This is a genomic window from Herbaspirillum sp. UBA812 (assembly GCF_002296545.1).
GTDB classification, from domain to species: domain Bacteria; phylum Pseudomonadota; class Gammaproteobacteria; order Burkholderiales; family Burkholderiaceae_D; genus Herbaspirillum; species Herbaspirillum huttiense.
In genome coordinates this window covers 1-13,871 of record NZ_DBIC01000063.1, presented here as the reverse complement: position 1 = coordinate 13,871, position 13,871 = coordinate 1, and the positions used below count along the sequence as shown (strand labels likewise).

The 13,871-nt window shown below is 64.4% G+C and carries 10 protein-coding genes; 4 read left to right on the top strand and 6 right to left on the bottom strand.

Features of this window, described 5'->3' with window-relative positions; genetic code table 11:
* The coding region (locus B3873_RS04005; protein WP_286864148.1) for a YhdP family protein at window positions 1-2,888 on the bottom strand (2,888 nt) is incomplete at its 3' end.
* A gap of 311 nt (window positions 2,889-3,199) precedes the next feature.
* On the opposite strand from B3873_RS04005, the gene glnE reads away from it, so the two are divergent.
* Window positions 3,200-5,914 (top strand): bifunctional [glutamate--ammonia ligase]-adenylyl-L-tyrosine phosphorylase/[glutamate--ammonia-ligase] adenylyltransferase, encoded by a 2,715-nt coding sequence (gene glnE, locus B3873_RS04000; protein ID WP_286864146.1) that lies wholly within the window; start codon window positions 3,200-3,202, stop codon window positions 5,912-5,914.
* 90 nt (window positions 5,915-6,004) lie between these two features.
* On the opposite strand, the gene B3873_RS03995 is transcribed toward glnE, so the two are convergent.
* Together B3873_RS03995 and B3873_RS03990 are read right to left on the bottom strand one after the other, a co-directional pair.
* The gene (locus tag B3873_RS03995) at window positions 6,005-6,733 is read right to left on the bottom strand and encodes a class I SAM-dependent methyltransferase (RefSeq protein ID WP_121040297.1); all 729 of its coding nucleotides are present in this window, start codon (window positions 6,731-6,733) and stop codon (window positions 6,005-6,007) included.
* 179 nt (window positions 6,734-6,912) lie between these two features.
* Complete coding sequence (locus B3873_RS03990; RefSeq protein WP_034329726.1) at window positions 6,913-7,428, bottom strand: hypothetical protein; 516 nt, start codon at window positions 7,426-7,428, stop codon at window positions 6,913-6,915.
* Between B3873_RS03990 and B3873_RS03985 the strand changes: the two genes are divergently transcribed.
* Window positions 7,427-7,603: a hypothetical protein gene (locus tag B3873_RS03985; protein ID WP_209531672.1), complete on the top strand. Its 177-nt coding sequence runs from the start codon at window positions 7,427-7,429 to the stop codon at window positions 7,601-7,603. The two genes, B3873_RS03990 and B3873_RS03985, sit on opposite strands and share 2 nt — an antisense overlap.
* Window positions 7,604-7,654: 51 nt before the next feature.
* Here B3873_RS03985 and gap read toward each other — a convergent pair whose 3' ends face one another.
* The 3 genes from gap to tkt all read right to left on the bottom strand — a co-directional run bounded on the left by gap (window position 7,655) and on the right by tkt (window position 11,445).
* Entirely contained in the window at window positions 7,655-8,668 is a 1,014-nt protein-coding gene (gene gap, locus B3873_RS03980) for a type I glyceraldehyde-3-phosphate dehydrogenase (protein WP_034329725.1), read from the bottom strand.
* 192 nt (window positions 8,669-8,860) lie between these two features.
* On the bottom strand, window positions 8,861-9,388 hold the full coding sequence (locus tag B3873_RS03975) for a GNAT family N-acetyltransferase (protein ID WP_175343114.1): 528 nt from the start codon (window positions 9,386-9,388) through the stop codon (window positions 8,861-8,863).
* Window positions 9,389-9,402: 14 nt separating this feature from the next.
* Window positions 9,403-11,445, bottom strand: coding sequence for a transketolase (tkt, locus tag B3873_RS03970; RefSeq protein WP_286864168.1), 2,043 nt, complete (start codon window positions 11,443-11,445; stop codon window positions 9,403-9,405).
* Between the two features lie 161 nt (window positions 11,446-11,606).
* On the opposite strand from tkt, the gene B3873_RS03965 reads away from it, so the two are divergent.
* Window positions 11,607-12,332, top strand: coding sequence for a 16S rRNA (uracil(1498)-N(3))-methyltransferase (locus B3873_RS03965; protein WP_039788649.1), 726 nt, complete (start codon window positions 11,607-11,609; stop codon window positions 12,330-12,332).
* Between the two features lie 266 nt (window positions 12,333-12,598).
* On the top strand, window positions 12,599-13,871 hold a 1,273-nt coding region (gene atzF, locus B3873_RS03960; protein WP_286864141.1), incomplete at its 3' end, for an allophanate hydrolase.

Sequence of the window (13,871 nt, the reverse complement as noted above, 5' to 3'; positions counted from 1 at the left end):
ACCGGCTGGTCCCAGCCGATGCCGCCGCTGGTGACGCGCCACTCATTGCCCTTGGCGGCGACGCGCTCGCGCACGTAGCGCGACGCCACGTTCGAGCCCAGCGACACACGCATTTCCTCGCGTTCGATCAGCGGATCGGACGAAGCCAGCGGCAGCAGGTCGAAGCGCATCGGCAGGGAGTCCTGCACGCCCTTGCGCAGGGGCACCGGCAGGTCCACGCCGAGACCGGCCAGGCTGGACTCGACCGTGACTTCCGGCTGATGCTGCCGCACCAGTACCGTGGCACTGTAGCGGGTGCCGCCCGAGAAGCGTGCCAGCAGGCGCTGCAGCGAAGGCTCGGGGTATTGCTTGCGCAGGTTCTCGATGTTGATGGCACCGTCCAGACGTACCTGGCTGCTGCCATCCTTCTGAGTGCCGCCGCTGATGGCCAGGTTATCGCCCAGGAACTGGCCGCGCACGCCATTGAGCGTGAAGCCGCGCTCGTTGAACTCGACCTTGCCGCTGGTGCGATAGATGGGCGGCAATTCCGGCAGCAGGTCGACGTCATTGTTGGCGAAGTTGAAGGCCCCCTGTGCGCGGGTATCAATGGCATGGTGCAGCGGCATCTGGAACTTCAGGTCCAGACGCGCCTCGCCGGTGGCGGTGCTGTGTTCCATGACGTTGCCGGTCCAGCGCGCTACCGGGCTCTGGTTGACGTATTGCAGGAAGGCCGGCATGGGGCCATTGGCAACGCCATCGATTTCCAGCACGGCATCATGTGAATCGACATCCGCCACCCGCGCCGTCACCGGTCCCAGCCGCGCGCCCAGGGTACGGGCGCTGTCAGCCTTGATCTCCAGCCGCGTGCGATCGACGCTGATGCGCCCCCGGCCATCCTCCAGCAGCGGCCACTCGGGCTCCTTGCCATCCCGGCCAACGTGGCCCGGGGTGTAGTTCAGCTTCAGCCCCTCGAACTCGCCTGCCAGCTGGAATACGCCTTTGAGCTGCTCGCCCGGCTTGGTGGTGTGGAAAGGGAAATCGGCCAGCGCGCCCTTGAGCTTGAACTGCACCTCCTTCAGATTGCCGGCCAGCAAGCCCTCGGTGAGCCAGCGATGCAGCGGTTCGCTCATGTGTTGCGGCAGGTAGCGGCGAATCGCCTTCACATCGAAGCTGGTCAGCTCGCCATGCAGGTCGACGCTGCCGGCCGAGCGGCCCTGCAGCGGCAGCAGGTGCTGCCCGCTCAGGCTGCCGGCCACGCCGGGCTGGGCGAACTGCATCTGGTCCAGATCCACCTGCAGGGTCTGGTCCTTCAGGTATTGCCAGCGCGCCTGCAGCTTGAGGCTGTCAAAGGGGAGACTGGATTCGCGGAACAAATCAGTCGGCAGCTCGAATGCCAGTTGCTGCGCATCGACCTTGACCGAACCACCCTTCTCGCTGGCATCGATCTCGCCGGACAGGTTGCTGAAACCGGGGAAGGCCGCCCACTGTGCGCGGGCTTGCTGGGCAGCGTTCTTGCGCGGCTCGACATGGGCTGGCAAGCCCTTCAGCCCCAGTCCCTTGAAGCGGCCATTGACGCGATAGGAACTCAGTTCAGGATAGGTGCCCTGCCACTGCACGGTGAAATCATGCAGCTCTCCGCGCGGGGCCAGGTCGTCCAGCAGCTTGCGCTGGGACGGCGCCAGCGGCAGGCGGGTGGCCAGCTGCGACAACGTCTGCAGGTTCAGATAGGTGGCCTTGACGCTGGTGCGCTCGGCCTTCAGCGGGGTGGCCGGTTCATAGCTCTCGGCAATCGAGGTCGGCGGCAGCACGAAGCCGTCCGGGGTCTCGATGGAAAAATCGGTCAGGGTCACCTGATGGCCGTTGGCACCGAAGGTCGGCACGCCGTCCTCAGCATTGGGGCCCAGGGTTTCGCTGGCGGAGATGCGTCCATTGACGCGCTTCAAGGACAGCGGCTCCAGCTGGCGCGACAGGCGGGCATTGAAATCGGTGAGACCGAGGTCGGCGGTGAAGTTGGCGACCTTGGCGTGATCCAGCGTCAGCCAGGCGCGCACCGAGCCGCGGCCGCTGTTGATGGCGATCGGATAATCGAACCAGGCGCGCCAGACCGACAGCTCGGTATTGCGCAGATCGGCATAGAGCAAGCCCTTCCAGCGCGCGATGTCGGAACTGCGCGCAAAGGCCGGATGGCTGAAATCGGCCCGTACATCCAGGGGAGCCGCCATGTCCTGCGGCGGAATGGCGCGCAGCGAGAGCCGATGGCGCAGCCAGCGGTTGTGCAGCACCAGGTTGACGTCTTCCAGCACCAGCTCGGGTGCCTGGCGCAATTCGTCATCCCAGCGCAGCTTGCTGTGACGGATCACGATTTCGCGCTGCGACAGCAGCCAGTCCAGGTTGCTGCCGTCGCCCCCGGCCGGCACCGGGATCCCCGCCACATACAGCTTGCCGGCCGCATCGCGGCGGATGGCCAGGTCGGCCCCTTCGATACTGAGGTTTTCCAGACGCAGCGACGCCACCAGGACACTGCTCCAGGACAGCGTGGTCGATACGCGCGGCAGGCTCAGGGCGGCTTCGCCCTGCTGGTCGTGGACGGTGAGATTGGTCAGCGAGAGCTGGGGCCGCAATCCGCTCCAGGAAGCATCAATGGTCTCGATGCTGACCGCACGGCCGAGCTGGTGCGAGATCAGGGCTTCAATGCGGGGCTTGTAGTGGCCCACCTCGGGCAGCACCGCATAGCGCAGCACCAGAAACAGCGCGCAAAAGACAAAGTAGGCGGCCAGCAGCAGCTTGAGGGTGAAACCCAGGACATGGTGGGTAGCCCGGTTCAGGCGCCGATAGCTGCCCCGTGCAAATCGCCAGCACAGCGCCCAACGGCCAGGCTTCGGTGCGGCGTTATGTTGTTCTTGGGACATCAGGTTGCAAGGCGGCTCGGCAGAAAAATGGAATCGGGCAGGCAGCATGATCGCATGGAAAACCAGCCCATGCCATCTTGGCAAAGGGGCTATGAGGGGCAAAAACGGCGATAAGTTTAAAAAGGAAGGCTAGAATCGCCGGATTCGCTCCTTTTTACGTCCATCGTCAGTCCGCAGTCAGCTGGCATGCCGGGGAACCTGCCCCGGCCTCCGCCTTGCCTGCATTGTCGGCATCGGCGGGACGGGCCTGAAGCCGGGGGAGCACCGGTTTTCTTCCTTTTACACCTTGTCGTGGAGCTTTGCGGTCTCTTATGCCTGTTCATCATCCTTCCTTGGTCGACGCCTCCACCTCCCGCTACTACACCCGCTGGACCCAGGCAGATCCGGCCCGCCCGGCCCTGGTGGCCGAGGCCTCCCGCCAACCCATGGACCGCGAGGCCATGCAGCAGCGCCTGGCGCGCGACCTGGAAGCCGGCCTGAGCCTGCCGGCCGCCATGCGGCGTCTGCGCAACCTGATCATCTGCAGCCTCATCACCCGTGACCTGGATGGCCGCGCCGACCTGGCCGAAGTGGTGGCCACCATGACCGGTTTTGCCGATTTCGCCGTGCAGACCCATCTGGCAGCCCTGATGCAGGAGCAGATCGCCCTCCATGGCACCCCGTTGGGTGAAGAATCAGGACGCCCGCAGGAAATGATCGTGCTGGGCATGGGCAAGCTGGGCGGGGGCGAACTGAACGTTTCTTCCGATATCGACCTCATCTTCGTCTATCCGGAAGATGGCGATACGCAAGCCGGGCCCGGCCAGAAATCGCTCTCCAACCATGAATTCTTCGTGCGCCTGGGCAAGAAGCTGATCGGTGCACTGGCTGAAATCACTGAAGATGGCTTCACCTTCCGCGTCGACATGGCGCTGCGTCCCAACGGCAATTCCGGTCCGCTGGTGGCCAGCTTCAACATGGTCGAGGAATATCTGGTGCGCCAGGGCCGCGAATGGGAGCGCTACGCCTGGACCAAGGCGCGGGCGCTGACCGGCACCGAGGAAGACATCGCCGCCCTGGAGGCGATCAGCCGGCCGTTCATTTTCCGCCGCTACCTGGACTTCGGCTCCATCGATGCGCTGCGCTCCATGCACGGCCAGATCCGCGCCGAGGTCAAGCGCCAGGAAGCCCTGCACCCCGACCGCAGCAACAACGTCAAGCTGGGCCGGGGCGGCATCCGCGAGATCGAATTCACCAGCCAGGTGTTCCAGCTGATCCGTGGCGGACGCGATGCCGAACTGCGCGACCGTTCCACCCGCGCCACCCTGCGCACCCTGGCGGCCAAGGAACTGCTGGCCCCTGACGTGGTGGAGCAACTGCTGGACGCCTACACCTTCCTGCGCGACCTGGAGCATCGTCTGCAATACCTGGAAGATGCGCAGACCCACACCCTCCCCGTCAATCCCGACGACCTGCTGCTGGTGGCCAACATGATGGGCTACGCCGACAGCGCCGCACTGCTGCAGGCGCTGGAACACCAGCGCGCCATCGTGGCCGCGCAGTTCGATGCCATCTTCGCCGACAAGCAATCCGAAGGCGAAAGCGATGGCCCCACGGTGGCGGTGAGCGAGAACGACAATCTCGAAGGGCTCTCCGACGCCCTGCGCCTGGTCGGCTTCCCCGAGGAGGACATCGAGAACGGCGCGCGCCGCCTGCACCTGACCTGGCAGTCGCCGCGCATGCAAAGCCTGCCCGAGGCCAGCCGCAACCGGCTCAATACCGTCATCAACAATTGCCTTCCGCTGCTGGCCGCGCTGCATTACGACCAGTTGCCGGCACTGGGCCGCCTGCTCGACTTCCTCGAAGCGATCGCCCGCCGTGCGGCCTATCTGGCGCTGCTCACCGAATATCCCTATGCCCTGCAGCGCCTGGTACGCATGATCGGTGCCAGCGGCTGGGCCGCCACTTACCTGACGCGCCACCCGCTTCTGCTGGACGAGTTGCTGGACGACCGCAACCTCAAGGCCGCCTCCGACTGGAATGCCTTCGCCGACACCTGCCGTCGCCAGCTGGCCACGGCCGAGGGCGACACTGAACGCCAGCTCGACATCCTGCGCGAGCTGCATCACGCCGAACTGTTCCGTCTGCTGGCACAGGATCTGGAAGGTGATCTGTCAGTGGAAAAGCTGGCCGATGAACTTTCGGCCCTGGCCGACGTATTGGTGCAGGTCACTCTCGAAGCGATCTGGCAGACCATCGCCCAGCGCCATGTCGAGGTACCGCGCTTTGCCGTGATCGCCTACGGCAAGCTGGGCGGCAAGGAGCTAGGCTATGCCTCGGACCTGGACGTGGTCTTCCTCTACGACGACGAGGACCAGGAGGCCCCGGGCCTGTACGCCAAGCTGGCGCAGCGCTTCATCACCTGGATGACCAGCCACACCCCGGCCGGCACCCTGTTCGACATCGACATCGCGCTGCGTCCGGACGGCGCCAGCGGATTGCTGGTGTCGCCGGTCTCCTCCTTCGAGAAGTACCAGCTCAATGCGGCGTGGATCTGGGAGCATCAGGCCCTGACGCGGGCGCGCTTCTGTGCGGGCGATGCCGCCATCGGCGAGCGTTTCGAGGCACTGCGTGAGCGTGTACTGCGCCAGCCGCGCGATGTGAACAAACTGGAAGAGGAAGTGCTGTCGATGCGCCGCCGCATGCGCGATGCCCATCCCAATCGCAGCATGATGTTCGATCTGAAGCACGATGAAGGCGGCATGATCGACATCGAGTTCATGGTGCAATACCTGGTGCTGCGCCATGCCTGCGACCACCCGCAGCTGACCGGTGACATCGGCAACATCGCCCTGCTCAAGCTGGCCGGCCAGCTCGGGCTGATTGATGCGCTGCTGGCGGCGGAAGCGGCCAATGCCTACCGCCTGTTCCGCAAGCTGCAGCACCAGATCCGCCTGCAGGGTTCGGAACGCGCCCACATTGATGCGATCCGGGTGGAACATGAACGGGCTTGCGTGATCCGGCTGTGGCAGCAGGTCTTCGGCTGATCTGCTTTCCGGCGGGGTGAAGAAAAAAACGAGAGTTGCCTCTCGTTTTTTCATTTCCCTTCATCTGCACTGGATCGTGCGTGAAACCCTTTAATTCATGGGCTTGACGGCCACCAGGTTGATCAGCGTTTCTTCCCGCTCTGCCTTGGGCTTGATGCCGAAGACGCGTTCCAGTATCCCCAGGTCTTCCCGGCTCCACCACAGGTAGGGATAGGAAATCGACTCCGGCGCGACCTCGAAGCCGGCGCTGCGCACCAGGGCAAGGTACTCGCCGGCGGTCTTCTGGACCTCCATCGGATGGCGGAACAACAAGCGGATGATCCACGAATGGATGTAGCGCCTGGTCGACTCGGCAAAGAGCAGGATGCCGCCCGGTTTGAGGACGCGGTAGAACTCGCGGATGGCCTCTTCCTGATCGATCAGGTGATGGAAGGTCTGATGGCAGAACAGCAGGTCCACGCTATTGTCTTCCAGCCGCATGCGCGAGCTGGAGCACTGGATGAACTCGGCGCGCAGGCCCTCGGCCTCGGTCTCGGCGCGTGCGGCCGCGATCATGTTCGGATCGATGTCCATGCCGATCAGGCGCTGCGGGGCAAAGCGCTGATGCAGCTTCTTGAGCGAGCGCCCCCAGCCGCAGCCGACGTCGGCGACTACCGCATAGCTGCTGCGCCGCTCGGGAATGAGGCGCTCCAGATCTTGCAGGGCGCGTTCCAGCACGTGCAGGGTCCAGGTCGGCGTACGCAGGAACCAGAGGCCGAAGGCGGTCTCCGGGACGTGCTCCGGCATGGCCGGAGGCAAGGGCTGTGAATGTGAGTTCATGTCGTTGTGCTTGTTGTTCTGGCCGGATGCGCGGGCAGAGGCGGCTGGCATCCGGGTCGCCGGCGGTTCCCCCTGCCGGCTAATGGAAAAATGCCCCGCCGGCAAGCGCCTGCGGGGCATCAGATGTTACCGGCTGGCAAGCAGGACTGCAACTGTCCCGGGCCAGTGTTCATGCGAAATCAATACTTGGGCGGCGTTTTCTCTTCGCGGCTGGCACGGCGGTCGCTGCCACTGTCGCGCGAGGACGAGGAGCTTTCGCGGTCACGCGAACGGGCGTTGTCGCGATTGGCGTCGCGCTCACGGGCGCGGCTGCGGTCACTGTCCTTGGCGTCCTTGTCCTTGCCGTCCTTGCCATCCTTGGACTTGGCATCGTCCTTGGCGGCATCCGCCGCAGGCGCGGGCGGGGTCACGGTCTGGATGCCCTTGGCGGCCATGTATTCGTGCATGTCCTTCCAGCCGGTGAAGATACCGGCCTTCAGGGCGTCGGGGTTGCGCTGGTAGCAGTCTTCCAGGCTCTGGCCGGCCTGGCGGCAGCCGGCGCCCAGGGCGATGCCTTCGGCCTTGGCTTCTTCCGGGGTCTGCTTGGGCTTGGAAAAGCTGCTGATGTAGTCGCACGCGGACAGCGAGAAACTGACGGCGGAAATCAGGGCCAGGTTGGCCAACAGGCGGCGGGCCTGGGATGAGCTTGCTGACATGCGTTCCCTCATTGGGTCGGTTGCTCTTGTTGTGGACAGGCAATGCGCAAACGGACAAAAGGCCATTGCAAGCGGTGCCTGCAACAGCCTTCTGATCCTTTTGCAGGCTGATTCGTCTATTTTCACCTTGGCAAGCAAGCTTGCATACGAGGAAAAGAAGCCGAAACAGCCCTGAAATTGACGCTCCCGGCCGGGGAACCCCGGCCGGTGCGGCAGAACACGCGTCTTACTTGGCGTTGGCCAGGGCGACGGTGGTGTCCAGCATGCGGTTGGAGAAGCCCCACTCGTTGTCGTACCAGGAAGACACCTTCACCAGGCGGCCGGAGACCTTGGTCAGGGTAGCGTCGAAGTTGGACGATGCCGGGTTGTGGTTAAAGTCCACCGAGACCAGCGGGTCGGTGTTGTAGGTCAGGATGCCCTTCAGGGGACCGTTTTCGGAAGCGGCCTTCAGGATGGCATTGACTTCATCCACGGTGGTGTCGCGCGAAGCCACGAAGGACAGGTCGACGATGGACACGTTGATCGTCGGCACGCGGATGGCGTAGCCGTCCAGCTTGCCGTTCAGTTCCGGCAGCACCAGGCCGACGGCAGCGGCAGCGCCGGTCTTGGTCGGGATCATGGACTGGGTGGCCGAACGGGCGCGGCGCAGGTCTTCGTGATACACGTCGGTCAGCACCTGGTCATTGGTGTAGGCGTGGACGGTGGTCATCAGGCCGTTTTCCAGGCCGATCTTGTCATGCAGCGGCTGCACCAGCGGGGCCAGGCAGTTGGTGGTGCAAGAGGCGTTGGAGATGACGGTGTCGGAGGCCTTGAGCACGCCGTGGTTCACGCCGAAGACGACGGTCGCATCGACGTCCTTGCCGCCCGGCGCGGAGATGATCACCTTCTTGGCACCGCCCTTGATGTGGGCACTGGCCTTTTCCTTGGTGGTGAAGAAGCCGGTGCATTCCAGCACCACGTCCACACCCAGCTCGCCCCAGGGCAGCTCGGCCGGGTTGCGCTGGGCCAGCACCTTGATGCGGTCGCCGTTGACGACGATGGAATCGCCATCCACGGTCACGGTACCGGGGAACTTGCCGTGGGCGGTGTCGTACTGGGTCAGGTGGGCATTGGTCTTCGGATCGCCCAGGTCGTTGATGGCGACGATCTCGATGTCGTGCTTCTTGCCGCCTTCGTAGTGAGCGCGCAGGATATTGCGGCCGATGCGGCCATAACCGTTGATTGCTACGCGAATTGCCATGCTCTTCTCCTCAAGTAGTAAAAATCAATGCAAACCGGTAGTCGGGAAAGCGACCAGACCATCAGCTTGCCCCTGTTCGGAGCCGCCGATCAGACATGGATCCTTCTTTTCCGGCCTTTTTGTTCAGTTGTTCTTGCCGTCCCTCTTTGCCCTGCTGATCCTGCCGGTCAATCTCTTGCCGCCCTCACCCGCTCAGGAGTGGAGCTTGCGCCAGACGAAACCGATCTCGTCGAGTTCACTGCCATCATCCCAGGTGAACGTTTGTTCATAAAGCCTTTCGGCCCCGAGCGACTCGAAAAATTCCCCGGCGCCTTCGTTCTTGCTCAGCACCCAGGCCATCAAGCCAGTTGCGCCAGCACTGATGAGGGTGGCCGCGACATTGGCCAGCAGCCGCTTGCCCAATCCCTTGCGCTGCTCATCGGGCAGCACGCAGATGGCAGTCAGCTCGGCATCGCAGCCGAAACGCGATTCGGCCAGGGTCATGCCGGAAGCGAAGCCGATGATCTCGCCCCCGCTTTCGGCCACGAAGGTGCAGGCGGCGTCCGAGGACGCTTCCAGCACCTGCTCCCACAGCTTGACGCTTTCCTCGGGCTTGAGGTGATCGAGGTAGCTGTCGGGCACCAGGCCGCGATAGGCGGCACGCCAGGCGTCGATGCGCACGCCGGCGATCGATGCCGCATCGCCCTTCCTGGCGCGGCGGAACAGGACTTCTTCAGTCATGGGCACCAGACTGCTCAAGCCAGCACTGCCTTGGCCTTGGCCACCACGTTCTCGACGGTGAAGCCGAAGTGCTTGAACAGCACGCCGGCCGGGGCCGATTCGCCGAAGGTGTCGATCCCGACCACGGCGCCTTCCAGGCCCACGTACTTGTGCCAGAAGGCGGTCACGCCGGCTTCGATGGCCACGCGCGGCACGCCGCGGGTCAGCACGGAGGCCTTGTAGGCCGCATCCTGGCGGTCGAACACGTCGGTGGAGGGCATCGACACCACGCGCACGGCGATGCCTTCGGCGGTCAGGGCGTCAGCGGCCTTGGTGGCCAGTTCGATTTCGGAACCGGTGGCCATCAGGATCACCTTGGCATTGGGTGCATCGCGCAGCACGTAGCCGCCACGGGCGATGTCCTTGACCTGGGCGTCGGTGCGCTCCTGGAAGGGCAGGTTCTGGCGCGAGAAGATCAGGGTGCTCGGACCATCGTGACGCTTGATCGCTTCAGCCCAGGCCACGGCGGTTTCAGTGGTGTCGCACGGACGCCAGTTGTCCAGGTTGGGGATCAGGCGCAGGCTGGAGACGTGTTCCACCGACTGGTGGGTGGGGCCGTCTTCGCCCAGGCCGATGGAGTCGTGGGTGAACACGAACAGCGCGCGGGTCTTCATCAGCGCCGCCATGCGCAGGGCATTGCGGCTGTAGTCGGAGAAGGTCAGGAAGGTCGCGCCGAAGGGCAGGTAGCCGCCATGCAGGGCGATGCCGTTCATGATGGCACTCATGCCGAATTCACGCACACCGTAGTTGATGTGGTTGCCGCGCTGGTCGGCGCGCACGGCCACCGATTCCTTCCAGTTGGTCAGGTTCGAGCCGGTCAGGTCGGCCGAGCCGCCCAGGAATTCCGGCAGCGCCTGCGCGTAAGCCTGGATGGCGTTCTGGCTGGCCTTGCGGGTGGCGATGGTTTCCTTCTTTTCCAGCGTGGAATTGATGTAGGCGGTCACGGTCGATTCGAACGCAGCCGGCAGCTCGCCCTTGAGGCGACGCAGCAGTTCAGCGGCTTCGGTCGGGTATTGGGCGGCGTAGCTGTCGAAGGTCTGCTTCCAGTTCGCTTCGAAGTCGGCACCGGTGGCCTTGGCGTCCCAGGCGGAATAAACATCCGCCGGGATTTCGAACGGAGCGGAAGTCCAGCCCAGCGCTTCGCGCACGGCGGCGATTTCCTTGTCGCCCAGGGCGGCGCCGTGGACCTTGTCGGTTCCGGCCAGGTTAGGCGAACCCTTGCCGATGACGGTACGGCAGCAGATCAGGGTCGGCTTGTCGGCCAGCTTGGCCTGGTGGATCGCGGCGCTGACGGCCTCGACGTTGTGGCCGTCCACGGCCGGGATGACGTTCCAGCCGTAGGCTTCGAAGCGCTTCGGGGTGTCGTCCTTGAACCAGCCTTCGACGTGGCCGTCGATGGAGATGCCATTGTCGTCATACAGCACGATCAGCTTGGACAGGTTCAGCACGCCTGCCAGCGAGCAGGCTTCATGCGAGATGCCTTCCATCAGGCAGCCATCGCCGACGAAGGCGTAGGTGTAATGATCGACCACGGCCAGGCCGGGCTTGTTGAATTCGGCGGCCAGCAGCTTCTCAGCCAGCGCCATGCCCACCGCATTGGTGATGCCCTGGCCCAGCGGACCGGTGGTGGTTTCCACGCCCGGGGTGATGTGCACTTCCGGGTGGCCGGCGGTCTTGGAATGCAGTTGGCGGAAGGACTTGATGTCGTCCATCGACAGGTCGTAGCCGGTCAGGTGCAGCAGTGCGTACTGCAGCATCGAGCCGTGGCCGTTGGAGAGCACGAAGCGGTCGCGGTTGGCCCAGTGCGGGTTGGACGGATTGTGGCGATAGTGCTTGGCCCACAGGGCCACTGCGATCTCGGCCATCCCCATCGGCATGCCCGGGTGTCCGGAATTGGCTTTTTGTACTGCGTCCATCGCCAGCGCGCGGATCGCGTTGGCCATCTTGTCGGTGGGGAGAGTGGAAATCATGTCGAGGTCAGAGTTTGCTGTGCTGGGGGGCGCCGCAGGCGCACAAATCGGATGTTCAAGCCAATGCGCCGGCCCGGAAGACCGGGTAACGGCGCGGGCCCGTATTTTACCAGAGTGCGCCGGGGGGATTAAAATTCGGGACCAGCCCCTGACCGGACTGACAACATTTTTCATGTCTTTTTGATCTTCTTCCTCCAGGACCCTGCCCCATGCCCCGCTTTTACTTCCCGCACCCCCTCGGCATCGGCTCCGCCCTGGTCCTGCCCGAGCAGATTGCCCATCACATCCAGGTGCTGCGCCTGCAACCGGGCGATACCGTGACCCTGTTCAATGGCGAAGGCGGCGAATACACCGCCAGCCTGAGCACCCTCGAAAAGAAGCGCGCCCACGCCGAAGTGAAGACTTTTTCACCCCGCGAGGCCGAACTGCCTTATGCGCTGACCCTGGCCCAGGCCCTGCCTGAAGGTTCGAAGATGGACTGGATCGTCGAGAAAGCCGTGGAGCTGGGCGCCACCGCCCTCCAGCCGCTGGCCGCGCAGCGCTGCGTGGTGCGGCTCTCGGGCGACCGGGCCGAGAAGAAGCAGGCGCACTGGCAAGGCATCATCCATGCTGCCGCCGAGCAATGCGGCCGCAATCGCTTGCCGCACCTGGGCGAAGTCACCGACTTCAAGCGCTGGATTGCCCAGAGCGACCTGCATCGCCGCATCCTGCTTTCCCCGCGCGGGACCGAGCCGCTGTCAGGCTGGGCGCGCCACCATCCGCCGCAGGCCGTGACCGTCATGGTCGGCCCTGAAGGCGGCTTCAGCGAGGAAGAAGAAGACCTGGCCTGCGCTCAGGGCGCGCTGATGCTGTCCATGGGCAGCCGGGTACTGCGCACCGAGACCGCCGGGCTGGCGGCACTGGCCGCCTTGAATGCGGTGTGGGGGGAGCTTTGAAGAAAGCTTCATTCAGGTAATTTTCCGGCGGTCTGCCTGATTCCCGTGCAGGCCGCCACTACGGACGTCCAAGTTCGGCGCACGCCTCCCCATTTTGTCTCGCTGACAAAACTCTTCATTTCCCCTCTTTCAACTTGCCTTACAGCACTTCACCTCGCAAACCCGCGTTGTGAAGCCTTTTCCTATTTTTCAGCTGCGTGACGGACCAGCTGGCACGCCTCCTGCTTAAAGATATTCAATCTTGTATTCAAGTTTGAATATCCAATATGACCGCCACCCACGCCCTGCAGCAAGCTGCCCCCGAGGCCGCCCCGACCACCATCGCCGCTACCCTGGCGGCTTATCGCGAAGGCCGCAGCACACCCGGCAAGGTGGTGGCCGAACTGCTGGCCCGCATCGAGAGCGCCGGACGCGATGAAGTCTGGATCAGCCGGGTGCCGTCCAAACAACTGAAACAACAAGCCGCGGCGCTGGACCTGATGCTGCAGATCAAGGGCGAAGCCGTGCTGGAGAGCATGCCGCTGTTCGGCATCCCCTTCGCCGTGAAGGACAACATCGACGTGGCCGAGATGTCCACCACCGGGGCTTGTCCCGAATTCGGCCGCCTGGCCAGCGAGAGCGCCACCGTGGTGCAGCGCCTGCAGGCCGCTGGCGCGCTGCTGGTGGGCAAGACCAACCTGGACCAGTTCGCCACCGGCCTGGTCGGCGTACGCTCCCCCTACGGCGCAGTACGCAACGCCATCAAGCCGGAATATGTCTCCGGTGGCTCCAGCTCGGGTTCGGCGGTGGCCGTGGCGCTGGGGCAGGTCATGTTTTCGCTGGGGACTGATACGGCCGGCTCGGGCCGCGTGCCGGCCGCCTTCAATCATCTGGTCGGCCTGAAACCGACCAAGGGCCTCATCAGCGCGCGCGGCCTGGTGCCGGCCTGCCGCACCCTGGATTGCATCTCCATCTTCGCCCACGACGTGGCCGATGCCTGGCGCGTGCTGCACAACGCCTCCGGTTTCGATGCCGAGGATGGCTATTCGCGCCGCCCTACCATGCTGGGCGTGAAGCGGCGGGGTTATCGCATCGCCATTCCCGAGCAATGTGAATTCTTTGGCGACAGCGTCGCCCAGGAAGCCTGGGAACTCAGCCTGGCGCAGATCGCCGCCCTCCCCGGCGTGAGCCTGGCGAAGATTCCTTTCGCCCCCTTCAGCGCGGCCGCGCAGCTGCTCTATCAAGGCCCGTGGGTGGCCGAGCGCCGCGCCGCGCTGGGCGACTTCTTCCTGGAGAACCCGGAAGCCATCCACCCCGTGGTGCGCCAGATCACCGCCCAGGCCGACGACTACGATGCCGTGGACAGCTTCAACGCCCAGTACCGCCTGGCCGACCTGCGCCGCCAAGCCGAAAACCTGCTCGAAGGCAGCGACCTGATGCTGGTGCCGACCACCACCACCTTCCCCACCATCGCCGACGTCGAGGCCGATCCGGTGGTGCGCAATGCGCAGCTGGGCCATTACACCAACTTCGTCAACCTGATGGACATGTCGGCCCTGG